Consider the following 25,516-nt stretch of genomic DNA (forward strand, 5'->3'; position numbering starts at 1 on the left):
GACGGCCAAGAGCGGCCGCGACAGCACGAGTTACGCGTTCCGGAAGGGGCGTCCTGGAGTCTCCGGGGCGCCCCTTCGGCATGTTCTGCCACGCCGCTTAGGCATGTATGCCGCCCGTTTCAGCGCCTCGGAGCGCTCCCGGCAGCTTCTCGGAGGGCTCCCGGTCCCTTCGCCCGCCCCATGCCGCTGTTCGAATAGAGGCGGTGAGCTGGGCGTTCTCCACAGATTCAGCCCCAAGTCGGCGTCCACACCCTGGGGACTGAAAAGTTGTCCAGACTGTGTCCACAGCGGGCAGCAGTGACGGGCCATCAACCGAGGTCATATGCCTGTGGATTCGTGGACAACCGATCTCCACAGACTGTGGACCACCGAGTGTCCACAGGAGGCAGTTCTCAGTTGTCCACCGGCCGCCCACAGGTTCGGCCCGGTTGTCCCCAGGTTCGGCCCGCTTCTCCACATCGCTGTCCACTGTTCGGCAACGCGACGCACCTGCTCACCGGGTCGAGTGAAAGGCGTCACACAAAGCGGGTCGGTTGGCCTGTGGGGAACCGGGGTAAAGCTGGGGACAGCGCTGGGGAGAAGTGGCCCTCGCCTGTGTACCGGGTGTGCAGAACTTTCCGGTGTCCACAGCGAACGCTGGTTTTCCACCGCCCCCGCCCACAGGCCCCGTGGATAAAATCCGGGACCTGACCTGCGGAAACGGGGTTATCCACGGTTTCCACAGCCCCTACTACTACCCCTACACAGTTATCTCGGGGAATCCGTTTCGAAGAGGGGGCTGTGCACAACTCGGGCTGCGTCGCTCGCTGCCCGGCCAGCGCGACTTGACCCCGACCCGCACCGAGTGTCGGTGCGGTACGTCAGACTGGTCCCCGGCGTTCTCCCCACCCTGGGGATGCGCCAACCAGACGGCGAAGGCTCAACAGGCCAGCAGGGCGAGCAGCCAGGCAACAGCAGGAGGCGGCTTACGGTGAAGATCCGGGTGGAGCGCGATGTACTCGCGGAGGCGGTGGCCTGGGCGGCACGCAGTCTCCCGGCCCGTCCTCCGGCGCCGGTCCTCGCGGGCCTGCTCCTGAGGGCGGAGGACGGGTCACTGAGCCTGTCGGGCTTCGACTACGAGGTCTCGGCACGCGTCTCGGTCGAGGCGGAGATCGACGAGGACGGCACGGTGCTCGTCTCCGGCCGGCTGCTCGCCGACATCTGCCGGGCCCTGCCGAACAGGCCGGTGGAGATCTCCACAGACGGTGTACGGGCGACGGTGGTCTGTGGATCCTCGCGGTTCACGCTCCACACCCTGCCGGTGGAGGAGTACCCGGCCCTGCCGCAGATGCCCACCGCGACGGGCACCGTCCCCGGTGAGGTCTTCGCCTCGGCGGCCGCCCAGGTGGCCATCGCCGCCGGTCGCGATGACACCCTGCCGGTGCTCACCGGTGTCCGCGTCGAGATCGAGGGCGACACGGTGACGCTGGCCTCCACCGACCGCTACCGCTTCGCGGTCCGCGAGTTCCTGTGGAAGCCGGAGGACCCGGAGGCCTCGGCCGTCGCCCTGGTCCCCGCCAAGACGCTGCTCGACACGGCCAAGGCCCTGACCAGCGGTGACAGCGTGACCATCGCCCTGTCCGGCTCCGGTGCCGGTGAGGGTCTGATCGGTTTCGAGGGCGCCGGTCGGCGGACGACCACGCGTCTGCTCGAGGGCGACCTGCCGAAGTACCGCACGCTGTTCCCCACCGAGTTCAACTCGGTCGCGGTCATCGAGACCGCGCCTTTCGTCGAGGCGGTCAAGCGCGTCGCGCTCGTCGCCGAGCGGAACACTCCGGTGCGCCTCAGCTTCGAGCAGGGCGTACTCATCCTGGAGGCCGGTTCCAGCGACGACGCACAGGCTGTGGAGCGGGTCGACGCCCAGCTCGAGGGCGACGACATCTCGATCGCCTTCAACCCGACGTTCCTGCTCGACGGCCTGAGCGCGATCGACTCGCCCGCGGCCCAGCTGTCGTTCACCACGTCGACGAAGCCGGCGCTGCTCAGCGGCAAGCCTGCCGTCGACGCGGAGGCGGACGAGGCGTACAAGTACCTGATCATGCCGGTGCGACTGAGCGGCTGACGCACGCCTGAGCGGTCGAGGCCCACAGGTGAGTGGGCCTCCCGCGGCGTAGTCTCGTACGCGGGTACGAGAGCCCCTGAAAGGGGCGTCCGACCGTGCCCGCAAGACACCCCCAGGCGCAGTCTCACTAAGGAAAAGCACTGATGGAGCTCGGTCTCGTCGGCCTCGGCAAGATGGGCGGCAACATGCGCGAGCGCATCCGCCGCGCAGGCCACACCGTCATCGGATACGACCGCAATCCGGACCTCGCGGATGTCCACAGCCTGCAGGAGCTTGTGGACGGCCTGACGGGTCCGCGGGTGCTGTGGGTGATGGTCCCCGCGGGCGCCGCCACCCAGTCCACGATCGACGAGCTGGCGGAGCTCCTCGAGCCCGGCGACGTCGTCGTGGACGGCGGCAACTCCCGCTGGACGGACGACGAGAAGCACGGCGAGGAGCTGGCCGCCAAGGGCATCGGCTTCGTCGACTGCGGAGTCTCCGGCGGCGTCTGGGGTCTGGAGAACGGCTACGCGCTGATGTACGGCGGCGACAAGGAGCACGTCGCCAAGGTGCAGCCGGTCTTCGACGCGCTGAAGCCGCCCGGCGACTTCGGTTCGGTGCACGCCGGCAAGATCGGCGCGGGCCACTTCGCCAAGATGGTCCACAACGGCATCGAGTACGCCATGATGCAGGCCTACGCCGAGGGCTGGGAGCTGCTCGAGGCCGTCGACTCCGTGACCGACGTGCGTGAGGTGTTCCGCAGCTGGCAGGAGGGCACGGTCATCCGCTCCTGGCTGCTCGACCTGGCGGTCAACGCCCTGGACGACGACGAGCACCTCAAGGATCTGCGCGGTTACGCACAGGACTCCGGCGAGGGCCGCTGGACGGTCGAGGCCGCGATCGACAACTCGGTCCCGCTGCCGGCCATCACCGCGTCCCTGTTCGCCCGCTTCGCCTCCCGGCAGGACGACTCGCCGCAGATGAAGATGATCGCGGCGCTGCGCAACCAGTTCGGCGGGCACGCGGTCGAGAAGAAGAAGTAAGCACCACAGGCAGTCTTCGTCGGGGGAGGTCGGCGTCATCCATGCACGTCACGCATCTGTCGCTGGCCGACTTCCGGTCGTACGCCCGGGCCGAGGTTCCGCTGGGCCCGGGCGTCACCGCGTTCGTCGGGCCGAACGGCCAGGGCAAGACCAACCTCGTCGAGGCCGTCGGCTATCTCGCCACCCTCGGCAGCCACCGAGTGTCGTCGGACGCACCGCTGGTGCGGATGGGCGCCGAGCGAGCGATCGTGCGGGCCGCGGTCCAGCAGGGCGAGCGGCACCAGCTGGTCGAGCTCGAGCTCAATCCGGGCCGCGCCAATCGCGCCAGGATCAACAGATCGTCGCAGGTCAAGCCACGTGACGTACTCGGGATCGTACGGACCGTGCTGTTCGCGCCGGAGGATCTGGCGCTGGTCAAGGGCGATCCGGGTGAGCGGCGCCGCTTCCTGGACGAACTGGTCACCGCGCGCTCCCCGCGGATGGCCGGAGTGCGCTCCGACTACGAGCGCGTACTGAAGCAGCGCAACACCCTGCTCAAGTCGGCGGCCATGGCCCGCCGGCACGGCGGACGGTCGATGGACATGTCCACCCTCGACGTCTGGGACCAGCACCTGGCCCGGGCCGGCGCGGAGCTGCTCGCCCAGCGGCTGAACCTGATCGAGGCCCTGCAGCCGCTCACCGACAAGGCCTACGAGCAACTGGCGCCCGGCGGCGGCCCGGTGGCCCTGGCGTACCGTTCCTCCGCCCCCGGCACCGGACACACCCGTGAGGAGCTCTACGAGCAGTTGCTCGCCGCCCTGGCCGACGCGCGCAAGCAGGAGATCGAGCGCGGCGTCACCCTCGCCGGACCGCACCGAGACGACCTGACCCTGAAGCTCGGCGAGCTGCCGGCCAAGGGGTACGCCAGCCACGGCGAATCCTGGTCGTACGCACTCGCCCTGCGCCTGGCCTCGTACGACCTGCTGCGTTCCGAGGGGGCGGAGCAGGCGCCGCACGAGGACGGGCACCGGATCGGTGAGCCGATCCTGGTCCTCGACGACGTGTTCGCCGAGTTGGACTCGCGCCGGCGCGAGCGCCTGGCCGAGCTGGTCGCTCCGGGCGAGCAGGTCCTGGTGACCGCCGCCGTGGACGACGACATTCCGGGCGTACTCCGCGGAACCCGGTTCACGGTGTCCGGCGGCGAGGTGACCCGGGCGTGAGCGAGTCCGAGCCGACCGGTGACACCACCGGCGACGGTGCTTCCGACGCCGGATCGCCGAAGTCCCCCGAGCCTTCCGGCGTGGACCTCGCCCGCGTCGCCCTGAGGGCCGCCAAGGAGCAGGCACGCGCACGCGGCGCCGCGGCCCAGCAGAAGAAACAAGCCAAACGCGGCGGTCTGCGCTCCGGCGCGCGGGCGGACGGCCGCGACCCGCTGCCGCTCGGAGCGGCGATCAACCGTCTGATCACCGAGCGCGGCTGGGAGACCCCGGCCGCGGTGGGCGGCGTGATGGGCCGCTGGCCGCAGATCGTCGGCGAGGACGTCGGCAAGCACTGCGTACCCGAGAAGTACGACGAGGACGAGCGGGTGCTGACCGTGCGCTGCGACTCCACGGCCTGGGCGACGCAGCTTCGGCTGCTCGCTCCGACGCTGGTCGCGCGGCTCAATCAGGACCTCGGGCAGGGCACCGTGAAGCTCATCAAGGTGCAGGGGCCCGGTGGCCCCGCACGCCGCTTCGGCCCCCTCCGGGCCCCCGGAAGCACCGGCCCCGGAGACACCTACGGGTAGTGCGGTGAGGCCCCTGTGACAGGGGGTGTTCCCGTCGGTAGCGCGCGGTTGACGTCCCGAAGCGCTGAGTGCCGCCGTGAGCCTCTTGAATCCCTGGGTCGCATATGGGGAGTCGGACGAGGATCGTTCAGGGCGGCACATGCGGACTCAGGTACCGGCAAACCCCCATCACTGTCGGCGCTACCGGTAGACTGGAGCAGTTCGCGCCTCACTCGTGGGACGCACCGAGAAATCTCCCCCGTCCGTCTTACCGAACAGTCGACAAACACCGACACTCACTGAACGACGCAGCCGCTTCCGTGGCCCGGAAGTGTGGCCTGTGCTGTGCCAGAAAGGGCGCTTCGTGGCCGATTCCGGCAACCCCAACGAGAACCTCCCGTCCCCTGCCGCCGACGAGCACGTCGAGCCCGGCGGGCCAGGGCCCTCCTATGACGCGAGCGCGATCACCGTCCTCGAAGGTCTGGACGCGGTCCGCAAGCGACCCGGTATGTACATCGGCTCGACCGGCGAGCGTGGTCTGCATCACCTCGTGCAGGAGGTCGTCGACAACTCCGTCGACGAGGCGATGGCCGGCCACGCGGACACCATCGACGTGACGATCCTTCCCGACGGCGGAGTCCGCGTCGTCGACAACGGCCGCGGTATCCCGGTGGGCATCCACCCCGTGGAGAAGAAGCCGGCCGTCGAGGTCGTCCTCACCGTGCTGCACGCGGGCGGCAAGTTCGGCGGCGGCGGCTACGCCGTCTCCGGCGGTCTGCACGGCGTCGGCGTCTCCGTCGTGAACGCCCTGTCGACCAAGCTCGCCGTCGACATCAGGACCGACGGCCACCGCTGGACGCAGGAGTACAAGAGCGGCGTCCCGACCGCCCCGCTCGAGCAGCACGAGGCCACCTCGGAGACCGGCACCTCCGTCACCTTCTGGGCAGACGGCGACATCTTCGAGACGACCGACTACTCCTTCGAGACGCTCTCCCGGCGCTTCCAGGAGATGGCGTTCCTCAACAAGGGCCTCACCATCCGCCTCACCGACGAGCGTGCGTCGGCCAAGGCCACGGTCGGCGCGGACACCGCGGACGCGGAGCAGGAGGAGGAGCCGCAGGCCCGCACGGTCGAGTACCACTACGAGGGCGGCATCGTCGACTTCGTGAAGTACCTCAACTCCCGCAAGGGCGACGTCATTCACCCCACGGTGATCGACATCGAGGCCGAGGACAAGGAGCGGCTGCTCTCGGTCGAGGTCGCGATGCAGTGGAACACCCAGTACAGCGAGGGCGTCTACTCGTTCGCGAACACGATCCACACGCACGAGGGCGGTACGCACGAGGAAGGCTTCCGGGCCGCGCTGACCGGTCTCATCAACCGGTACGCCCGTGACAAGAAGCTGCTCCGCGAGAAGGACGACAACCTCACCGGTGACGACATCCGCGAGGGTCTGACCGCGATCATCTCGGTCAAGCTCGGCGAGCCGCAGTTCGAGGGCCAGACCAAGACGAAGCTCGGCAACACCGAGGCGAAGACCTTCGTCCAGAAGGTCGTCCACGAGCACCTCACGGACTGGCTCGACCGCAATCCCAACGAGGCCGCGGACATCATCCGCAAGTCGATCCAGGCCGCCACGGCCCGGGTCGCGGCCCGCAAGGCGCGCGATCTGACCCGCCGCAAGGGCCTGCTCGAGACCGCCTCGCTGCCCGGCAAGCTGAGCGACTGCCAGTCCAACGACCCGACGAAGTGCGAGATCTTCATCGTCGAGGGTGACTCCGCAGGCGGCTCGGCCAAGTCCGGCCGTAATCCCCAGTACCAGGCGATCCTCCCGATCCGCGGCAAGATCCTGAACGTGGAGAAGGCCAGGGTCGACAAGATCCTGCAGAACACCGAGGTCCAGGCCCTCATCTCCGCCTTCGGCACGGGCGTGCACGAGGACTTCGACATCACGAAGCTCCGCTATCACAAGATCATCCTGATGGCGGACGCCGACGTCGACGGCCAGCACATCAACACCCTGCTGCTGACCTTCCTGTTCCGCTTCATGCGCCCGCTGGTCGAGGCCGGTCACGTCTTCCTCTCCCGGCCGCCGCTGTTCAAGATCAAGTGGACGCGCGACGACTTCCAGTACGCCTACTCGGACCGCGAGCGCGACGCACTCGTCGAGCTCGGCCGCCAGCAGGGCAAGCGCATCAAGGACGACTCGGTGCAGCGCTTCAAGGGTCTCGGCGAGATGAACGCCGAGGAGCTGCGCATCACGACGATGGACCAGGAGCACCGCGTCCTCGGCCAGGTGACGCTCGATGACGCGGCCCAGGCCGACGACCTGTTCTCCGTGCTGATGGGCGAGGACGTGGAGGCCCGCCGCTCGTTCATCCAGCGCAACGCCAAGGACGTCCGCTTCCTCGACATCTGAGTCGGTCTCAGCTGACCGCACGAAAGGACTGAAGACCAGCAATGGCCGACGAGAACACTCCTGCCCCCGGGGACATCCCCACGCCCGTCACCACCGAAGAGGTCCCGGGCCTCGCCATGCGCGTCGAGCCCGTCGGGCTCGAGACCGAGATGCAGCGCTCGTATCTCGACTACGCGATGTCCGTCATCGTCTCGCGCGCGCTGCCCGACGTACGGGACGGTCTCAAGCCCGTACACCGCCGCGTCCTGTACGCCATGTACGACGGCGGGTACCGGCCCGAGAAGGGCTTCTACAAGTGCGCCCGCGTCGTCGGCGACGTCATGGGCAACTACCACCCGCACGGCGACTCCTCGATCTACGACGCGCTGGTCCGCCTCGCGCAGCCGTGGTCGATGCGCATGCCGCTCGTGGACTCCAACGGCAACTTCGGCTCCCCGGGCAACGACCCCGCGGCCGCCATGCGGTACACCGAGTGCAAGATGGCGCCGCTGTCCATGGAGATGGTCCGGGACATCGACGAGGAGACCGTCGACTACACGGACAACTACGACGGCCGCTCCCAGGAGCCCACCGTCCTGCCGGCCCGCTTCCCGAACCTGCTGATCAACGGCTCCGCGGGCATCGCGGTCGGCATGGCCACCAACATCCCGCCGCACAACCTGCGCGAGGTCGCGTCGGGCGCCCAGTGGTACCTGGAGAACCCCGAGGCCTCCCACGAGGAGCTCCTCGAGGCGCTCATCGAGCGCATCAAGGGCCCCGACTTCCCGACCGGCGCCCTGGTCGTCGGCCGCAAGGGCATCGAGGAGGCGTACCGCACAGGGCGTGGTTCCATCACGATGCGCGCGGTCGTCGAGGTCGAGGAGATCCAGAACCGCCAGTGCCTGGTGGTCACCGAACTCCCGTACCAGGTCAACCCGGACAACCTCGCGCAGAAGATCGCCGACCTGGTGAAGGACGGCAGGGTCGGCGGCATCGCCGACGTCCGCGACGAGACCAGCTCCCGCACCGGCCAGCGCCTGGTCATCGTGCTCAAGCGGGACGCCGTCGCCAAGGTCGTCCTGAACAACCTCTACAAGCACACCGACCTGCAGTCGAACTTCGGCGCCAACATGCTGGCCCTGGTCGACGGCGTGCCGCGCACCCTCTCCCTCGACGCCTTCATCCGGCACTGGGTGGCCCACCAGGTAGAGGTCATCGTCCGGCGCACCAAGTACCGCCTGCGCAAGGCCGAGGAGCGCGCCCACATCCTGCGCGGCCTGCTGAAGGCCCTCGACTCCATCGACGAGGTCATCGCGCTGATCCGGCGCAGCGACACCGTGGACGTGGCGCGAGAGGGCCTGATGGGCCTCCTGGACATCGACGAGATCCAGGCCAACGCCATCCTCGAGATGCAGCTGCGCCGGCTCGCCGCCCTGGAACACCAAAAGATCACCGCCGAGCACGACGAGCTCCAGGCGAAGATCAACCTGTACAACCAGATTCTGGCCTCCCCCGAGAAGCAGCGCTCGATCATCAGCGAGGAACTGGCCGCGATCGTCGACAAGTTCGGCGACGACCGGCGCTCCAAGCTGGTGCCCTTCGACGGCGACATGTCCATCGAGGACCTCATCGCCGAGGAGGACATCGTCGTCACGATCACTCGTGGCGGCTACGTGAAGCGCACCAAGACGGACGACTACCGCTCGCAGAAGCGCGGCGGCAAGGGCGTACGTGGCACGAAGCTCAAGGAAGACGACATCGTCAGCCACTTCTTCGTGTCGACCACCCACCACTGGCTGCTGTTCTTCACGAACAAGGGCCGGGTGTACCGAGCGAAGGCCTACGAACTGCCGGACGCCGGACGGGAAGCCCGCGGCCAGCACGTCGCGAATCTCCTCGCCTTCCAGCCCGACGAGCAGATCGCCCGGATCCTCGCGATCCGCGACTACGACGCGGCGCCGTACCTGATCCTCGCCACCAAGGGCGGCCTGGTGAAGAAGACGGTCCTGAAGGACTACGACTCGCCGCGTTCCGGTGGCGTCATCGCCATCAACCTGCGCGAGACGCCGGACGGTTCGGACGACGAACTGATCGGTGCGGAGCTGGTCTCGTCCGACGACGACCTGCTGCTCGTCAGCAAGAAGGCCCAATCCATCAGGTTCACCGCAACGGACGACGCGCTGCGCCCGATGGGCCGTGCGACCTCGGGTGTGAAGGGCATGAGCTTCCGCGAAGGCGACGAACTTCTCTCGATGAATGTCGTCAGGCCCGGTACGTTCGTGTTCACCGCAACCGATGGTGGGTACGCGAAGCGGACCAACGTCGACGATTACCGCGTCCAGGGCCGTGGCGGTCTTGGCATCAAGGCCGCCAAGATTGTCGAGGACCGCGGGACTCTCGTGGGCGCGCTTGTCGTCGAGGAGGCAGACGAAATCCTCGCCATCACTCTCGGCGGCGGTGTGATTCGCACGCGAGTCAGCGAGGTCAGGGAGACGGGCCGTGACACCATGGGCGTCCAACTGATCAACCTGGGCAAGCGCGATGCCGTGGTCGGTATCGCTCGTAACGCCGAGGCCGGACGCGAGGCAGAGGAAGTCGACGGTGTCGACGCCGACTCTGCCGAGGGCGATGCGGCCGCCGGTACGGACGAGGGCAGCCGGCCCGAGGCCGAGTAGCGCGAGGAGTTAGGTCGTGAGTGGAGCCACGGGCGCCGGAGCGAACAGAACCGGAACGGATGGCGGCCGTGGCCCCGCCAGGGACCCACAGGGGGCACAAGGGGGAACCGTGACGGACACCCGAGGTTCTCAGGGACAGCCCTACGGTGGTCAGGCCGAGTACACCGGAGCACTTCCCGGTGAGCGTCAGCCTCAGCAGCAGGCTCAGCCCTACCACCCGCCGCAGGCGTATCCGGAACCGCCTCAGGGCGCCGCGCGCAAGCCTCGTACCGGTGCGCGTACGACACCGCGTACGCGCAAGGCGAGACTGCGTGTGGCGAAGGCCGACCCGTGGTCGGTGATGAAAGTCAGCTTCCTGCTCTCCATCGCTCTGGGGATCTGCACAGTCGTGGCGTCCGCCGTGCTGTGGATGGTCATGGACGCCATGGGCGTCTTCTCCACGGTCGGCGGGACGATCTCGGAGGCGACCGGCTCGAACGAATCCAACGGATTCGACCTGCAGTCGTTCCTCTCGCTGCCGCGGGTGCTGATGTTCACGTCCATCATCGCGGTGATCGACGTGGTCCTTGCCACGGCACTCGCAACGCTCGGCGCGTTCATCTACAACCTCTCCGCGGGCTTCGTGGGTGGTGTCGAGCTCACGCTCGCCGAGGACGAATAGGTCCTGTCCGACGGGCATGGATACCGATTTTGGGACTGACCGCGTCGTGCGCTAATCTTCAGAGGTCAGCGCGCGAGCGCAAGGGGCTATAGCTCAGTTGGTTAGAGCGCATCCCTGATAAGGATGAGGCCACAGGTTCAAATCCTGTTAGCCCCACAGGCAGCCTGCTTCAGGCAGCAAGGCCCGGGAGCTCTTCGGAGTTTCCGGGCTTTGCGCGTTCCCGGGGCTCTTCGTTCTCGTGGTCCTCGGTGACTTCGCCGGCGCGGTTCAGGGGTGTGGCGAGGCTCAGTCCGCGGGCGTTCGGGGAGGAGCCGTGGGCCTCGGCCCGGATGCGCTGCTTCATCGTGGGCGGCCGCAGCGGGTCGTACGGCCTCGGGGCGAGTGCCACCGGAGCCACCGAGCCGGCTGCGGGCGCCGTCGTGTGGCCGGCGTTCTCCTGCTGGGGCGCGGTGGTGGTCGCCGGGGCGGCGGTTGCGGGGGTGGTGAAGCCGAGTGCTGCGAACAGCGCCAGCATTGCCGTGACTACGGCGGCCCAGATGCGGGTGAACGTGTTGCCTGCCATGATCCCTCCACTTTCGGGTCGGACGATTTGCGTACTTCCTCATCATGTGGACGAGGTCCGCGAGGTGCGGGAGGAGGCGGCGCGATTCGCCGATCTTCTGATGAACACCACCCGGATGGCGGCGCAGGGCCTCAGGCGTCGAATCTCACAGGGACGGGGCGGGGCGAGAGGCGGCTGCACGGGGGAGGTCGACTGCTCTGGCGGGGGCCGGAGTTGGCCCGGAACCAGGTCACCGATCGGTATCGATCGGTGTGTATAGTCGGGCGCCAAACGTCCTCTACGTCAAGGAAAGACGAGGTAGCGCGGTGAAGAAGCTTCTCCTGGTCGCACTGGCCGCCGTCGGCGGGCTCCTCGTGTACCGCCAGATCCAGGCGGATCGCGCCGAGCAGGATCTGTGGACGGAGGCGACCGACTCCGTGCCTTCGGGTTCGTGAGCGACCACAGATTTCAGTTTTTCGTGCAGGGCCCCGGCCGCAGTGGCGACCGGGGCTTTGTGCTGCTACGGGGCGTTCCTGGCGTTCCCACGTGCTGGTGCAGGCGGAGTGAGACGCGTTCTGCGGGGTGTGGCGTGCTGCTCGTGGCGGCGTGATCACTCTTCGTGCTCAATGTTCGCCCGAGTGAAGCATCCTCGGGTTCCAGCAAAGTGCGGTTGCGCGGAGTCGGAGCTTCTGCTTCCGGTGGCAGACAGCGTGGGGACGGTCGGTGCAGGATGGGGCGGACGCGGGCGGTCGGCCCGGGGACGTCCGGTGGGGGCCATCGGGGCGCGCATGCCGCGGACGTCGAGGACGTCGAGGACGTCGGACAAAGACAAGGAGCGCGGTGATGGTGCGCGGCAGGGGGCGGACTGCGGCGGTGTGGGCGACGGCCCTGTGGGTGGCGGTGGCGGCGCCCGCACAGGCGCACGCGGCGGCCGAACCGGTCCCGTACGCCTTCGAGGACGGGGCGCGCAGTGTGCAGGGCGGGTCCACTCCCAGCCAGGCGGAAGAGCTCGACGCGGACACGGCCTATCGCAGCTCCATCGGGCCCGATGAGCGGTTGGTGTACCGCGTCGAACTCGATGCCCGTTCCTCGGCCTACGTCTCTGCCGTTGCAGTGCCCGAACTCGGCTCCGATGTGACCTACGCCGACGGCATCAAGGTGACGTTGGAGAGCGGCGACGGAATGCGGTGCGGGTCGCAGGACCGGCGTTTCGGGTCCGCTCGTCATCCGCGGCCGCTGGCCGCCACCGCGGACCGCACGATCAAGGGGAACGCCGGCCGCTGCAGCCGGGCCGGTACGTACGACGTGGTGGTCGAGCGGACGGGGGCGGACAGGTCCGCGGCGGATTCCTGGGAGCTCGAGCTGAATTTCCATGAGGAGCCGCCGCTGAAGTCCGGTGGTGGCGCCACCGAAGCGCCGGAGAACGCGAACTCGGCGCCGCCCGAGGTTCCGTCGGGTGATGCGGAGAGCGTCCGCGGAGGCAGCGGGTTCAGCTCGGCGGCAGCGGTGGGCGCCGGTGTCTGGAAGGACCGCATCGCGGCCGGCGAGACGCGCTTCTATCGGGTGCCGCTGGGCTGGGGGCAGCAGATGTCGGCACGGGCCGAGCTGAACGACGTGGCGGACAGCGGGCCGGCGCCCGGTGCGCTGGCCCTGTCGCTGGCCAATCCGGTGCGTGGGGAGGTGGCCTCCGAGGCGGTGTCGTCGCCCGGTGAGCAGCCGCAGGTGGCGCTCGAGGCGCTGCCTCCGGTGGACTTCGCCAACCGCTTCTCGCCGCGTTCCGAGGTCAAGGCTGTGCGGTTCCCGGGGCAGTACTACCTCCAGGTCACGGCGAGTCCTGAGCTTCGGGGGGATGCAGGTGGTGAGGACCTCGGGGTGACGTTGCGGGTCGGGGTTCGGGGTGAGGCCGCTGACACCCCCGTGTACGCCGGTGATGCCGGGATCTTTCAGGTCGATCCGGAGAGCGATGAGGGTGGCGCCGGTGGTCCCGGGGCTGCCGGGGGCGGGTCGGACGACTCGATGAAGGTTGTGGCGGCCGCGGGGATCGGCACGGGCACGCTGTTGGTGCTCGGGCTCGGGGTGTGGACGGTGGTGGCTCGGCGGCGGGGGGCTGTGGCCTAGGTGTGTTGATCACGAGTGTTGGTTTCCAGGGCAGGTGACTGGTCGTCGAACGGGTCCACACCGGCCGCCACGTCGCGTACGTCGCGGCCACGTCGCATGCGTTGCCGCCGTCGCCGAGGTGGGTGTCTCCCGCCCCCGTGCATAAATCGGCGGCTGATGATCTGTGGGCGATGCCGGGCTCATCGACCGCTCCAGCCGCCCGCACACGAGCTCCGCACATGACCCCGCACCGCATTCGGCCAGCCGCCCTCACCCGCGTGGGCACCCCTCCAGAGCAATACGCCTAGCGGGGCCCCGGTTCCGTCGGCCGGTGGGGTGCTTCGGTGGCTCGTGGCTCGGCTGTCTGGGGCTCAGATGCGGGTCAGGGCCCAGATGCCGATGGCGAAGCAGGCTGCGGCGAGCAGGAGTACGGGGATGGTCACCTTGGCGGGAGGGCCTGGGCGCCTGCTGCGGTGGGAGGAGGGGCTGGGGTCGGGGGGAGATGCCGGTGTCGGTGCTGGTGGCGGAGTAGGTGCCGGTGCCGGGGCCGGGGCCGGGGCCGGGGAAATCGGTGCGGTCGGATGGGGAACCTGGGGCTGCTGAGCGGTGTATTGACGAGTAGGAGCGTTCTCGTAGCGGAGCGCAGTGGTCGGAGCCTGTGAGGGGTCCTCGCCGGGCAGCGGTGACGGTTTTGGTGCGGGGCTGGGAGAAGCCGGGGGGTGGTGCGGGACGTGTTCGGGTGTGGAGGACTCGGAGTACTCCGGGTACTGAGGCGTGGAGGGCTCGGGGTACTGGGTGTCCTGGAGCTGTTCGTGGTGCTGAGGGTGTGGTGCGCCGGGATGTGCGGGCGATTGGTCGCTGCCCCCGGTGAAGGTGTGAGGGTGCGCCGGCGGCCACGGATCCGGTTCCGGCTGCGGGACGCCGGGCTGATGCTCGGGCGCCCCGGGCGTGGGGACGGGTTGGGCAGATCCCGGTGTGGGAGAAGGCGTAGAGGGGTGACGTGGCGCTTCGAGGGAGGAGGAACTCGGTTGCTCCGGTGGCGTGTTCGCGTCCGGTGCGGGGGCTGATGCGGCCGGTGGAGCGGGAGTGCTCGTGTCGGAGCGTACGGCTGCCGAGGGCTCGGAGGGCGAGGCCGGTGGGTCGGCTGGGGGTGTTGCGGGGCCCGGGAGTTCGGGGCCGTCGTACGGGCCGGGAGCAGGATCGCCGGAATCGGGCGAGACGTCCTCGGGGAGTGGGCCGTCCGGGCCGAAACCGAGGGGCAGCGGGCCGAGTTGGTCGAAGATCTCCACCAACTCGTCGTCCGGGCCGGGCTCCGGCAGTAGCTCCGCCGCGGCCGTCAGCGCCTTGCGGGCGCCCGTGGACGTGCGGAAGCGTGCGTCCGGGTCGGGCTGCAGCAGGGTCGCGACCACCTGCCACAGCGGCTCCGGAATGCCCTGCGGGGCGCTCGGTGTGCCGTCGGCGAAGTGGTCGACCAGGGCTTGTGAGTCCGGTTTGGCGCCCTCGAGGAGATACAGGGCGACCAGGCCGACGGCGAACAGGTCCGCGGGGAAGTCCGGTTCCTCTCCGGCCAGTTGTTCGGGGGCGAAGTAACCGGGCGTACCCACTACGTAGTTGGTCTCGGTGAGGCGGGGCTCGCCCTTGCGCATCGAGATCCCGAAGTCGGACAGGCGCAGATGAGGGCGGCCCGTTCCGGTGGCCTCGAGCAGGATGTTGGCCGGCTTGATGTCCCGGTGTACGACGCCCTCCGCATGCACCGCGGTCAGACCCGCGAGGAGTTGATCGAGCAGGACACAGACGTAACTCGGCGGCAGCGGCCCGTAGTCCCCGATGACGTGGGCGAGTGAGCCACCGCGCACCAGGTCCATGGTGAACAGGACCTTGTCGTCGTCGGCGGCCCAGCTGGCGGGCGCGAGCACATGGGGGTGATCGATCCGCAGGGCCTGTTCCCGTACGAAGCGCAGCAGTGCGAAGGCGTCGCTCTGCTGGAGGACCTTGGCGGCCACGTAGCGGCGACGACGGTGGTCCCAGGCGCGCCAGACCGCGCCGACACCGCCGTGTCCGATCGGGTCGACCAGTTCGTACCGGCCGGCGAAGACCTCACCCATGGTCCTGCTGCACTCCCACTTCGGCCTGCGGGCCGCTCAGCTCTGGTGCGCCTCGTAGTGGGCCACCGCGTCGGCGGTACGCCCGGCGCCGTACACGCGGAGAAACTCTGCCAGTTCCGGATGGGTCGGGGCGAGGGCGTCCGCGGCATCGATGATGTCGCCGGCGGCCGAGACGGAGCGGAGCAGGGACTGGATCTCGCGGACCACGCGCTTGACGGTGGGTGCGCCGGAACTGGCCGTGGTCTGGCTGGTGTTGGTCAGCACCGAACCGCCCTGCGACTTCTTGATCTCCTCCATGCGCCCGGTGGCCTCCGCGGCGCTGACGCTGCCGTCGGCCACCTGGCCGGAGAGTTCCTGGAGCTGTTGGACGCGCTGGACGACCGCCGGATTGCCGATCTTGGCGCGCTGGCCGCTCATGAGCTGAGACAGCATCGGCGCCGACAGGCCGAGGACCGCAGCGAGGCGAGCCTGGTTCAGGCCCAGGTCGTCTATGAGCCGGCGGAAGAGCGCGCCCAGCGGCTCCCCGTACCAGTTCCGCTGTAGCTCTCTGGCTCTGGCGGTGGCTTCCTGCTGTGCTGCGTCCATGGCGTCTCCCCTTCGCTGGTGCGAACCTCGTCGTGCATCCTACGGAGCGTGGTCGGGGACCGGGACCCCCAATCCTTTTGTGAGATCCCGGGGGTGACCCGGTACTCTTGGCTGCGGCACCGGCCCGGACGACGTGATCGGACGGGAGCGGCTGCCACGGGGCCTTAGCTCAGTTGGTAGAGCGCTGTCTTTGCATGGCAGATGTCAGGGGTTCGACTCCCCTAGGCTCCACTCCACAAAAGCCCCCCGACCTGCATAAACGCAGGACCGGGGGGCTTTTTGGGCGGTGCGGTGCGAGGGCGGGGCGCGGCGTCAACGCCGTGGGCGTCCAGCGGAGTTGGACCGCGTCGGGCACGAGTCGTCCCCGCACTTCAGGCGCGCGTGAGGAGTATCGCCGGTGTCGTACCCGCTGTTGTTGCCGCCGTCGGAGGCAGATCCGCGGACGCGGTGGTTCGCGGTCGGCCGGGCCAGGGCGAAGCGGGCGGGCGTCGGCACGGCCGCCCTCGGCGGCCTCGGCGGCACGCTGGCCGTGTCTCTGGCGCTCGCGGCAGCCGACGGCGGGACGAGCGGTGGCGCCCGTCTCGTCCTCGTCACCCTGGCCGTGCTGCTGCTCACCCTGGTGGCGATCGGCGTCCGCCGGATCTGGCGCATCGCCGGCGACCGCCGCGCCCGCCTCGGCGTCGGTCCGCAGGGGGTGTGGTGGTGCGAGCAGGAGGTCGCGTTCCTGTTCCCGTGGCAGGTGCTTGCCGGGACCGCCGTACTCAGCCTGCGGACCCGCACGTCCAAGAGCAGCTACTTCATCCAGTATCTGGAGCTCTTCACGGTCGCCGGGGCCGTCCCGTTGCATCCGGTCCTCGACCGCCTGGTGATCGCGGGGCGCTACCGCCTGGAGCTGCCGGACGCCCGGCTGCTCGGCGGTCTGCTGCCGCTCACCACGGGATTCGCCGACCCGTTGAGCGAAGCCCTGGCGGGTGCGAGCCCCGGCCGATGGTGGGGCCGCCAGAGCCGCGACTGGACCGAGGCCGACCGGATGCGCTGACCGGACACCTGGAGCAGCGCGGCGGCATCGTCTTGGACGAGAGTCCGACCCCGGTGCCCGAGATGCCCCCTGAACCGGTACTCGAACCAGTACTCGAGCGATCCGGGATTCAGTACTGGATTCAGTACCGGCGGCAGTACTCGACCGCCCGAATTCAGTACTCCGACAGACCGCGACGGGCAGTCACGACGAGGGGTGGCGGACCCGAAGGCCCGCCACCCCATCGATGTCAGCGCCCGGCCGTGCGGGCGTCTCGTCCCGTTCAGCCGCGTTCGTCGCGCTCCGCCGCCTCCGTCTCGGCCTGCTTGGCCTGGACCTCGGGGTCGAGCGGGCTCCGGTCACTGCCGTCCACCGACGACAGCGGAGACCGGTCGGCGACCTCGGTCGGCTCGGGCGGTTCCACCAGCCAGTCGGGGTTGGCCTGCTTGTCCCACCACTTCCAGGCGGCGAACGCGGCGCCCGCCAGGAGCCCGACGATCGCCACACGCTTGGTGAAGCGGCCGGCCGCGGCGCGGCGCTCGTGCTTGCGGACGATCCGCTGGATGTCCTTGTGCGAGACCTGGCCACGCAGTGCCGCCACGGCCGCGCTGCTCCGGGCCGCTGCTTCGGCTGCGGCCGGCTGAGCGACGGCCACGGCCTGCTCGACCCGAGGGCGGGTGGCGGACGCGGCGTTCGAGGCGGCCTCTCGCGTACGGACGGCCGCGCGGTCCACCGTCGGCGGCACGTGGACGCGAGCCTGCTCGATGCGCGGTGCGAGGTGTGCGTCGTACTGCAGACGAGCCTGGTCGGCGGCCTGATGCGCCGCGGTCGAGACCCGGGGTGCGAGCCGGCTACGTGCTTCGTGCGCGTAACCGGCGGCCCGGTCCCGGGCCGTGTCGGCGTAGGGCGCCACCACTTCCGCGGCGTGGCGCACGCTGTCCTTCGCCGAGCTCGCGGCGGCGCGTGCGCTGTCGATGCGGGTCACTGGATCCTCCTCCTCGGTGGCGTACGCGGGGGTGTAGGGGTGCCCCCCAAGCGAACACACTTCACCTTTCCACCCTTTTTCGGATCATGCGCGTCGGCGAACTCCGCAGTGGCCGCCCGTATCGGGCATTCGGAGCAGCGGCCTCCGTAGCGCGAGAGATCTGGCCCTTCGGGCATTGCGGTACAAGGGGTGCCTGGGACCGACCATGCCACGGATCGGCCCGGGAGGAACCCGTCCGGCAGGAATCGTCCGCGTCCCTGTCCCCTTCGCCGCCCCTTGCCCGCGTCGGACCCGATCCGTGCGAGGATCGGGGAGTCAGTGAAGACAACGGAAGGCAGATCGTGGCTGAGCAGCTTTACGCCACCCTGAAGACCAACCAAGGCGACATCGAAGTCCGGCTGCTGCCGAACCACGCGCCCAAGACGGTCCAGAACTTTGTCGAACTCGCCAAGGGCGAGCGCGAATGGGTCCACCCCGAGACCGGCAAGAAGTCCTCGGACAGGCTCTACGACGGCACGGTCTTCCACCGCGTCATCAGCGGCTTCATGCTCCAGGGCGGCGACCCCCTCGGGAACGGCACCGGTGGCCCCGGCTACCAGTTCGGGGACGAGTTCCACCCGGAGCTGTCCTTCGACAAGCCGTACCTCCTGGCCATGGCCAATGCCGGCCCGGGTACGAACGGCTCGCAGTTCTTCATCACCGTCGCGCCGACCGCGTGGCTGACCCGGAAGCACACCATTTTCGGTGAGGTCACCGACGGGGCGAGCCAGAAGGTCGTGGACGCCATCGGGACCACCCCGACGAACCCGCGCACGGACCGTCCGGTCAATGACGTCGTCATCGAGTCGGTCGTCATCGAGGAGCGCTAGGTCTTGTCCTAGACGTTCCGTTCCCGCGGTCCCCCGCACGGGGAACCTTTTCGCCCCGCTCATCCGTAGGGATGGGCGGGGCGGTGCGTTGATGTGTGCGCCGTCGTAAGGAGTGAGGGGATCCCATGGAGCAGGCGCCAGGCAGTGGACAGGAGCCTCAGAACCCGGGCCTGCCGGGCTGCTACCGGCACCCGGACCGTGAGACCGGCATCCGGTGCGCCCGGTGCGAGCGCCCCATCTGCCCGGAGTGCATGATCTCCGCCTCCGTCGGCTTCCAGTGCCCCGACTGCGTACGCGAAGGCTCCGGCACCGGCCACGCCCCGTCCGCGAACCAGCCGCGCACCCTCGCCGGCGGCACGATCGCCGCCGACCCCCGCCTCCTCACCAAGGTCCTGATCGGGATCAACGCGGCGGTGTTCATCGCCGTCCTGGCGACCGACGACCGGCTGGTCCGCGACCTCTCGCTGATCGGCCAGTTCTGGGACTACTTCGGGGCGCCGCTGCAGGGCGTCGCCGAGGGACAGTGGTACCGCCTGGTCACCTCGATGTTCCTGCACCAGGAAATCTGGCACCTGGGGTTCAACATGCTGGGCCTGTGGTGGCTCGGCGGCCCACTCGAAGCGGCCCTCGGCAGGGCGCGTTACCTCTCGCTCTATCTGATCTCCGGTCTCGCGGGCAGCGCCCTGACGTATCTGATCGCGGCTCCCAACCAGCCCTCGCTCGGCGCGTCCGGCGCGGTCTTCGGTCTGATGGGCGCCACAGCGGTGCTGATGCGCCGGCTCAACTACGACCTGCGCCCGGTCCTGGTGCTCCTCGCGCTGAACCTGCTCTTCACCTTCACCTGGAGCGGTATCGCCTGGGAGGCGCACGTCGGCGGTCTGGTGGCCGGCACGGCGATCGCGTACGCCATGGTGCACGCGCCCCGGGAGCGACGGGCCCTGGTGCAGTACGGAGTCTGTGGACTGGTGCTGCTGGTCGTTGTCGCGGTGGTCGTGGTGCGCACCACGCAGCTCGTCTGAGTGATCGCCGGCTCGGCCTTGGCCATAGTTGTCCACAGCGGGTGGCGGATCCTGTGCATGCAGTGCGGGACACCTGTTCCCCTGGTCACTGACCCGGGTTTCCCCAGTAGGCACAAGGGGCGTGGAGTTTTCCGCATGGCGGACACGCAGTCACACCGGCGTCAACGTCGCGGAGGTTATCCACAGATCTTCTTAGTTTTCCGCAGCTGTGGACAGTGCTGTGGATAACTCAGGGATCAGCTCGGGGCAACGCCTGTCGGAAGGTCCGGACGGGCTGCCTCTCGGGGCCGGGAAGCGGGCCGGGAATCGGGCCCGGAAACGTACCTCCGCGCCCTGCGGAGCTTCCGGCGCGGGGAGCGAGCCTACCTCAGCTCCGCCGGTGGTGTCCGCCTGTTGTCCACCTTCTCGACCCGCTCCAGTTCCCCCCACACGACGTAGCGGTACTGGGAGGTGTAGACGGGCGTGCAGGTGGTCAGCGTGATGTACCGGCCGGGCTTCTTCGCACCCGATTCCTTGGGCACGGCATCGAGCACGTCGACGTTGAACTTCGAGGTCTGCGGCAGGGTCTTGAAGACCTTGTAGACGTACCACTTGTCCTTGGACTCGAAGACGACCGCGTCACCGTCACGGATCTTGTCGATCTTGTGGAACTTCGCGCCGTGGCCGTCGCGGTGCGCGGCGAGCGAGAAGTTGCCCTCGTCGTCCTGCGGCAGCGCGGACTTGACGGGCTTCGTGTAGTAGCCGGCCAGGCCGTTGTTGAGGCTCTTGGTCTCGGTGCCCTTCTTGACCAGGATGTCGCCGCTGCCCATGGCCGGTACGTGCAGGAAGCCGATGCCGTTCTTGGTGTCCAGTGCACCGGGGCCGCCGGCCCAGCGGTCGCGCACCTCGTCGCCCTGCTTGGCGGATTCGCGGTCGGCGATCACGTTCGTCCACCACAGCGAGTAGACGACGAACAGGCCGAGCACCAGGCCGGCGGTGATCAGCAGCTCGCCGAACACACTGACCGCCGTGGCGACGGGGCCGCGGCCGCGCGGGCGTCGCCGTGGCGCGGTCGCCGGCTCATCGGCCCGCGCCTCAGCCTGCTCATCCGGGTCCGTCGTCGCTTCCACTGCCTTCTCGCCCCGATCTCGCACTGTCCCGCCACCCGCACAACTGCCGTGTCAGGTCCCGGATATCACCCGGGATCTCGCCCTTCCGTCGCCGCTCAGCCGATGAGGGCGTCCGGTTTCCCCTTGCTGCGTGGCCGTTCCTCGGCCATCTTGCCCCAGACGATCATCCGGTAGGTACTGGTGAATTCCGGGGTGCAGGTGGTCAGTGTGAGGTACCGGCCGGGCTTGGTGAACCCCGACCCCTTCGGCACCGGGTCGATGACCGCCGTATTGCCCGGACTTGTCTGCGGAAGGATGCTCGCCATCTTGTAGACGTAGTAGGTGTCCCGGGTCTCGACGACGATCGGGTCGCCCGCCTCGAGACGGTTGACGTAGCGGAACGGCTCGCCGTGGGTGTTGCGGTGTCCCGCGACGGCGAAGTTGCCCTTCTTGGCGTCGGGCATCGCGGTCTTCAGCGCGCCCTGGGCGTAATGCCCGACCATTCCACGGTCGAGGACCTTCTTCTTGTCGATGCCCTCGGCGATCGGCACCACGATGTCCAGCTTCGGGATGTGCATGATGGCGAAGCCCTGCCCGGGTTCGAACGCCCCCGGTTTGCGCTTCCCGTCCGCCCAGTCCTGCTGGATCCTGCTGGCCTCGCTGCCCGCCTGCTGGCCCGCCCGGATGTTCGTCCACCACAGCTGGTACGTGACGAACAGCAGCAGCACGACGCCGACGGTGATGAACAGTTCGCCCAGGGCCCGGCTCGCCACGACTCCCGGCCCGGGTTTCCTGGCCCGCTCCGCCCGGCGGGCCTCGACGCGGCTGAGCGGCCGGCCCTCGCCGCCTCCGGCTCCGTCTCCCGGGAGACCCGCGTCGGGCCTGGCGGCCGCGCGACGGCGTTCCGCCCGGCCACCGGTGCGCACCGTCTGCGCGCCGAGCGGGAGTTCGGGGCCGAGCGTGGGTTCGGGCTCGGGGTGCGGGCGGCGAGTGTCCGCCGTCCGCAGCCCGACCGTCGCGTCGTCCACCGGCAGAGGCACGGCCGCTGCGGGTGCGGTACCGGGGGCGGGGGCGGAGCCCGGGGCGGACGTGTACATCGCCTCGTAGGCGTTCGCGTCGACGGGCGGGCGCTGGTCGGCCGCCTCGGACACCGGGTCGGCCGGACCGCTGTGCCATGCCTCGCGGTACCCCTGCGGGTCGTACCACTCCTGGTCCTGGCCGGGCGCGGCCGTACGGAACCACGGCGACGGGTGGCCGCCGGGCAGCGGATCGGTCAGCGGGTCCGCGAGCCCGTCGACGGCCGCGGCGAACGAACCGGCCTCCGCGCCGTTCACGTCCCTACCCGGGACGCCGGGCGAGCCGCCGTACCCGCTGAGGTCCCCGGCCGTCCCCGCGTAGGCCTCGGCGGCGGAGGGCTCGGCCGCGTAAGGCGCCGCCGGATACGCCCCCTGGCCCCCGTAAGGCCTGCCGTACTCGTCGTACCCGGCATACGGATCCGTCCCCGCCACCTGGGCACCCTGATCCCCGTACGCGTACTGCCCGTAGGGGAAGTCAGGGTCCTGCCCGGGGCGGGGTGCGCTCACGCGGGGGTCCTGCCGACCACCGGGGCCAGGCCGGCGGAACGCGCCACCGCCCCCGGATCGCCGCATTCCGAAAGCCAGTTGGCGAGCATCAGGTGGCCGTGCTCGGTGAGGACGGACTCGGGGTGGAACTGCACACCCTCGACCGGCCGCTCACGATGCCGCAGGCCCATGATCGTGCCGTCCTCGGTCCGCGCGGTCACCACGAGGTCGTCCGGTACGGTCTCCGGCTCGGCCGCGAGCGAGTGGTAGCGCGTCGCGGTGAACGGCGACGGCAGCCCGGCGAACACCCCGGCGCCCTCGTGCGCCACCAGCGAGGTCTTGCCGTGCAGCAGCTCGGGCGCCCGGCCGACCACACCGCCGTACGCGACGGCCATCGACTGCATGCCCAGGCACACACCGAACACCGGAAGGCCGCTCGCATCGCAGTGCCGCACCATCTCGATACAGACACCGGCCTGCTCGGGCGCCCCGGGACCGGGCGAGAGCAGCACACCGTCGAACGCGTCGCGCGACGCGTGCGCCGTCGACACCTCGTCGTTGCGCACGACCTCGCACTCTGCGCCCAGTTGGTACAGGTACTGCACGAGGTTGAAGACGAAGCTGTCGTAGTTGTCGACGACCAGGATGCGGGCGCTCACCGGACCACCCCGGAACCAGCGGTGACCGCCGTGCTCGGGTCCGCCAACCCCTGGTCCACCGTCACGTCGTTGAACGGCAACAGCGGTTCCGCCCACGGGAAGACGTACTCGAAGAGGAGGTAGACCACAGCGAGCGCAAGCACCAGCGAAACGAGCGCCTTGAGCCACGCATTGCCCGGCAAGTGCCGCCAGATCCAGCCGTACATGCTGTCCGCTGTCCCTTCCCCATACTTCGCGGCCGCTCAGGCCGCTGTCGTCAGACGCCCACCAGAGTACGGGGCAGCAGGCGGAGTACGAGGCTCCCCCGGAGAATGCCACCCGCACCCGTGAACGGCCGGCCGGCCCCGAGTCGCCTCGTCAGTCTCGCAGCGCGGCGGGCTTCCCCTTCTCCACCGGCTGCGTCTCGTCCAGGTGCGCCCAGACGATCAACCGGTGACTGTGGCCCCACTCCGGTTCGCAGGTCGTCAGGGTGAGGTAGCGGCCCGGCCCGTCGTATCCGGACCTGGACGGCACCGGATCGATCACCCCGACGTCGGCCGGCAGCGTCTTGTACGGCTCGTTGTCGATCCGGTACGTGAACCAGGTCGTGCCGTCCGTGAGCACCACCGCATCACCGGACCGCAGCTCCGGGAAGTCCTTGAACGGGTCGCCGTAGGTGCGCCGGTGCCCCGCGACCGAGAAATTCCCCTTCTGCCCGAGCTGCGCGGTCTTCCCGTAGTGCCCGAGCCCTTTCTTCAGGGTGTCGGTGGCGGTGCCTTCGAGCACCGGCTTGTTCCACGTGAAACCGAACCGCGGGATGTACATCACGGCGAACGGCCTGCCGTCCTCGTAGGCCCGCGGAGCCGGCGGATTCAGCGGATCGGCACCGGACTCCTCGGAGTCGTCTCCCGGCTTCCCCTCATCCGCACCCGCCGACACCGAACCCGCGGCCCACTGGTCCTGCAGCCGGTCGATCTCGCCGTCCATCGCACTGTCCGCCTTCACGCCGGTCCAGAACAGTACGTAGACGACGAACAGCACGATCACGGTGCCGACGGTGATGCACAGCTCGCTGAACGTCCTGACGACCACTCGCACCGACACCCGGCGGCCCCTCCCGGTCGAGCTCCGCGCGCACAGGAGCTGCTCCAGCTACTCCACAGGCTTTGCGTGATGGAGATCCACTGTGCCCGAGTAGCCGGGAAGAGTCATCGCCTCGTGCTCGTCGACTTTCCATCCCAGGCCGTACGCGTCCACGTACGCCATGTAGTTCCGGATCGCCGGGGACGCCCCGATCGCCTTGCGGAGCTTGACCGGGTCGCCGACCGCGGTCACCTTGTACGGCGGCGAGTAGACCCTGCCCTGCAGGATCAGGGTGTTGCCGACGCAGCGCACCGCACTGGTGGAGATGAGGCGCTGATCCATGACCCGGACTCCGTCGGCGCCGCCCTGCCACAGGGCGTTCACCACGGCCTGCAGGTCCTGCTGGTGGATGACCAGGTCGTCGGGCTGCGGCTCGGGGTAGCCGGGAGCGCTGGCGGTGGCGTCGGGGGGCGCGTCGTCGAGGGTGACGGTCAGCGCCTCGCCCTTGAGCTTCTGGGTGCCCGCGGCCTTCCGCAACGCCTTGAGTTTCGCCTCGTCGGCCTTCGTACTGCCGCTGTCGCGCTCGGCGAGGGAATCGACCTCGGAGCGCAGCGAACCGTTTCCCGCCTCGAGTCCCTTGTTCGCATGGCTGCGCTGCTCGATCAGGTCGGAGAGCTTGAGCAGCGAGGCATCCGTGCGGATATTGGTGCCCTTGGCGGTATTGAAGCTGGTGAAGAAGATCAGCCCGGCGAGCGCGAAGACGGCAGCCGTGAGCAGCCTCACCGGCCTGGGCCAGCGGCGTCGGCCCTGCCCGGAGGCATCTCGGGGGGAGTCGGCAGAATTGCTCAACGTACCCTTACTCCTTACGGCGCCACGGAAGCACTACGCTAACGGACGCCTGGGGGAGGCCCACGGCCCGGGGACACGGGTCGAGGCCGCCGTAGCGCCCCGCCCCGGGGCTGACATCCAGACCGTTCTCTGCGCGGCCACGCAGCGCATCGACAGGAGAGACCCTCGTGCCGAAGTCACGTATCCGCAAGAAGGCCGACTACACGCCCCCGCCGTCGAAGAAGAAGGCGACGAACATCAAGCTGACCAGCCGCAGCTGGGTGGCGCCGGTGATGCTGGCGATGTTCCTGATCGGTCTCGCGTGGATCGTCGTCTTCTACGTCACGGACACCCGGCTGCCCATCGAGGCCTTCGGCAACTGGAACATCGTCGTCGGCTTCGGCTTCATCGCCGCCGGCTTCGGTGTCTCCACGCAGTGGAAGTAGTCGCACTCCGCACAGCCGAAGAGCTCCGGTTCCCCCTCGGGGGAGCCGGAG

Annotated in this window: 23 protein-coding genes and 2 tRNA genes; 15 read left to right on the plus strand and 10 right to left on the minus strand. The window is 69.2% G+C overall.

Annotated features, from left to right (window positions below):
- Window positions 1-970 precede the first annotated feature (970 nt).
- The 8 genes from dnaN (at window position 971) to DSC45_RS28695 (ending at window position 10,757) form a co-directional block, all read left to right on the plus strand.
- Window positions 971-2,101, plus strand: a complete 1,131-nt coding sequence (dnaN, locus tag DSC45_RS28660) for a DNA polymerase III subunit beta (RefSeq protein ID WP_119294892.1) — start codon at window positions 971-973, stop codon at window positions 2,099-2,101.
- A 143-nt stretch (window positions 2,102-2,244) separates the two neighbouring features.
- The gene (gene gnd / locus DSC45_RS28665; RefSeq protein WP_119294893.1) at window positions 2,245-3,123 is read left to right on the plus strand and encodes a phosphogluconate dehydrogenase (NAD(+)-dependent, decarboxylating); all 879 of its coding nucleotides are present in this window, start codon (window positions 2,245-2,247) and stop codon (window positions 3,121-3,123) included.
- Between the two features lie 41 nt (window positions 3,124-3,164).
- Window positions 3,165-4,322 (plus strand): DNA replication/repair protein RecF, encoded by a 1,158-nt coding sequence (recF, locus tag DSC45_RS28670; RefSeq protein ID WP_119294894.1) that lies wholly within the window; start codon window positions 3,165-3,167, stop codon window positions 4,320-4,322.
- A gap of 80 nt (window positions 4,323-4,402) precedes the next feature.
- Window positions 4,403-4,888: a DciA family protein gene (locus tag DSC45_RS28675; RefSeq protein WP_119295010.1), complete on the plus strand. Its 486-nt coding sequence runs from the start codon at window positions 4,403-4,405 to the stop codon at window positions 4,886-4,888.
- Window positions 4,889-5,207: 319 nt separating this feature from the next.
- The gene (gene gyrB, locus DSC45_RS28680) at window positions 5,208-7,286 is read left to right on the plus strand and encodes a DNA topoisomerase (ATP-hydrolyzing) subunit B (protein WP_119294895.1); all 2,079 of its coding nucleotides are present in this window, start codon (window positions 5,208-5,210) and stop codon (window positions 7,284-7,286) included.
- 41 nt (window positions 7,287-7,327) lie between these two features.
- Window positions 7,328-9,940, plus strand: coding sequence for a DNA gyrase subunit A (gene gyrA, locus DSC45_RS28685; protein WP_119294896.1), 2,613 nt, complete (start codon window positions 7,328-7,330; stop codon window positions 9,938-9,940).
- A gap of 16 nt (window positions 9,941-9,956) precedes the next feature.
- Window positions 9,957-10,601, plus strand: a complete 645-nt coding sequence (locus DSC45_RS28690; RefSeq protein WP_119294897.1) for a DUF3566 domain-containing protein — start codon at window positions 9,957-9,959, stop codon at window positions 10,599-10,601.
- An 82-nt stretch (window positions 10,602-10,683) separates the two neighbouring features.
- Window positions 10,684-10,757: transfer RNA gene (locus tag DSC45_RS28695), tRNA-Ile, on the plus strand.
- A gap of 13 nt (window positions 10,758-10,770) precedes the next feature.
- Here the strand turns inward: DSC45_RS28695 and DSC45_RS28700 are convergent.
- Complete coding sequence (locus DSC45_RS28700; RefSeq protein ID WP_119294898.1) at window positions 10,771-11,163, minus strand: DUF6344 domain-containing protein; 393 nt, start codon at window positions 11,161-11,163, stop codon at window positions 10,771-10,773.
- 305 nt (window positions 11,164-11,468) lie between these two features.
- On the opposite strand from DSC45_RS28700, the gene DSC45_RS36635 reads away from it, so the two are divergent.
- Both DSC45_RS36635 and DSC45_RS28710 read left to right on the plus strand, forming a co-directional pair.
- Entirely contained in the window at window positions 11,469-11,597 is a 129-nt protein-coding gene (locus DSC45_RS36635; RefSeq protein ID WP_240434896.1) for a DLW-39 family protein, read from the plus strand.
- Between the two features lie 388 nt (window positions 11,598-11,985).
- Window positions 11,986-13,260, plus strand: coding sequence for a hypothetical protein (locus tag DSC45_RS28710; RefSeq protein ID WP_119294900.1), 1,275 nt, complete (start codon window positions 11,986-11,988; stop codon window positions 13,258-13,260).
- Between the two features lie 350 nt (window positions 13,261-13,610).
- Here DSC45_RS28710 and DSC45_RS28715 read toward each other — a convergent pair whose 3' ends face one another.
- Both DSC45_RS28715 and DSC45_RS28720 read right to left on the minus strand, forming a co-directional pair.
- Complete coding sequence (locus DSC45_RS28715) at window positions 13,611-15,344, minus strand: serine/threonine-protein kinase (protein WP_119294901.1); 1,734 nt, start codon at window positions 15,342-15,344, stop codon at window positions 13,611-13,613.
- Between the two features lie 36 nt (window positions 15,345-15,380).
- Window positions 15,381-15,929 carry a helix-turn-helix domain-containing protein gene (locus DSC45_RS28720; RefSeq protein WP_119294902.1) on the minus strand — a complete coding sequence of 183 codons (549 nt, stop codon included), beginning with the start codon at window positions 15,927-15,929 and terminating at the stop codon, window positions 15,381-15,383.
- Window positions 15,930-16,087: 158 nt separating this feature from the next.
- Between DSC45_RS28720 and DSC45_RS28725 the strand changes: the two genes are divergently transcribed.
- Window positions 16,088-16,160, plus strand: a tRNA-Ala gene (locus tag DSC45_RS28725).
- Between the two features lie 166 nt (window positions 16,161-16,326).
- Complete coding sequence (locus tag DSC45_RS28730; protein ID WP_119294903.1) at window positions 16,327-16,968, plus strand: hypothetical protein; 642 nt, start codon at window positions 16,327-16,329, stop codon at window positions 16,966-16,968.
- A 262-nt stretch (window positions 16,969-17,230) separates the two neighbouring features.
- On the opposite strand, the gene DSC45_RS28735 is transcribed toward DSC45_RS28730, so the two are convergent.
- A complete protein-coding gene (locus DSC45_RS28735) occupies window positions 17,231-17,932 on the minus strand; it encodes a DUF5324 family protein (protein ID WP_119294904.1) in 702 nt (233 codons plus the stop codon).
- A 341-nt stretch (window positions 17,933-18,273) separates the two neighbouring features.
- Here DSC45_RS28735 and DSC45_RS28740 point away from each other — a divergent pair, with 341 nt between their 5' ends.
- A complete protein-coding gene (locus tag DSC45_RS28740; RefSeq protein ID WP_119294905.1) occupies window positions 18,274-18,801 on the plus strand; it encodes a peptidylprolyl isomerase in 528 nt (175 codons plus the stop codon).
- Between the two features lie 125 nt (window positions 18,802-18,926).
- Window positions 18,927-19,820 carry a rhomboid family intramembrane serine protease gene (locus tag DSC45_RS28745; protein ID WP_119294906.1) on the plus strand — a complete coding sequence of 298 codons (894 nt, stop codon included), beginning with the start codon at window positions 18,927-18,929 and terminating at the stop codon, window positions 19,818-19,820.
- Between the two features lie 362 nt (window positions 19,821-20,182).
- On the opposite strand, the gene DSC45_RS28750 is transcribed toward DSC45_RS28745, so the two are convergent.
- The 6 genes from DSC45_RS28750 to DSC45_RS28775 all read right to left on the minus strand — a co-directional run bounded on the left by DSC45_RS28750 (window position 20,183) and on the right by DSC45_RS28775 (window position 25,040).
- Window positions 20,183-20,929 (minus strand): class E sortase, encoded by a 747-nt coding sequence (locus DSC45_RS28750; protein WP_119294907.1) that lies wholly within the window; start codon window positions 20,927-20,929, stop codon window positions 20,183-20,185.
- Window positions 20,930-21,024: 95 nt separating this feature from the next.
- Window positions 21,025-22,242, minus strand: coding sequence for a class E sortase (locus DSC45_RS28755; protein ID WP_240434906.1), 1,218 nt, complete (start codon window positions 22,240-22,242; stop codon window positions 21,025-21,027).
- A 245-nt stretch (window positions 22,243-22,487) separates the two neighbouring features.
- A complete protein-coding gene (locus DSC45_RS28760; protein ID WP_119294909.1) occupies window positions 22,488-23,129 on the minus strand; it encodes an aminodeoxychorismate/anthranilate synthase component II in 642 nt (213 codons plus the stop codon).
- Window positions 23,126-23,335, minus strand: coding sequence for a hypothetical protein (locus DSC45_RS28765; protein WP_119294910.1), 210 nt, complete (start codon window positions 23,333-23,335; stop codon window positions 23,126-23,128). Before DSC45_RS28765 ends, DSC45_RS28760 begins: the two co-directional genes overlap by 4 nt.
- A 151-nt stretch (window positions 23,336-23,486) precedes the next feature.
- Window positions 23,487-24,206, minus strand: coding sequence for a class E sortase (locus DSC45_RS28770; RefSeq protein ID WP_119295011.1), 720 nt, complete (start codon window positions 24,204-24,206; stop codon window positions 23,487-23,489).
- Between the two features lie 54 nt (window positions 24,207-24,260).
- Window positions 24,261-25,040 carry a DUF881 domain-containing protein gene (locus tag DSC45_RS28775; protein WP_119294911.1) on the minus strand — a complete coding sequence of 260 codons (780 nt, stop codon included), beginning with the start codon at window positions 25,038-25,040 and terminating at the stop codon, window positions 24,261-24,263.
- Window positions 25,041-25,207: 167 nt separating this feature from the next.
- On the opposite strand from DSC45_RS28775, the gene crgA reads away from it, so the two are divergent.
- Window positions 25,208-25,465 carry a cell division protein CrgA gene (gene crgA / locus DSC45_RS28780; RefSeq protein ID WP_119294912.1) on the plus strand — a complete coding sequence of 86 codons (258 nt, stop codon included), beginning with the start codon at window positions 25,208-25,210 and terminating at the stop codon, window positions 25,463-25,465.
- Window positions 25,466-25,516: the final 51 nt, after the last annotated feature.

The sequence above is a fragment of the Streptomyces sp. YIM 130001 genome (genome assembly GCF_003574445.1).
Classification (GTDB): Bacteria; Actinomycetota; Actinomycetes; order Streptomycetales; family Streptomycetaceae; genus Streptomyces.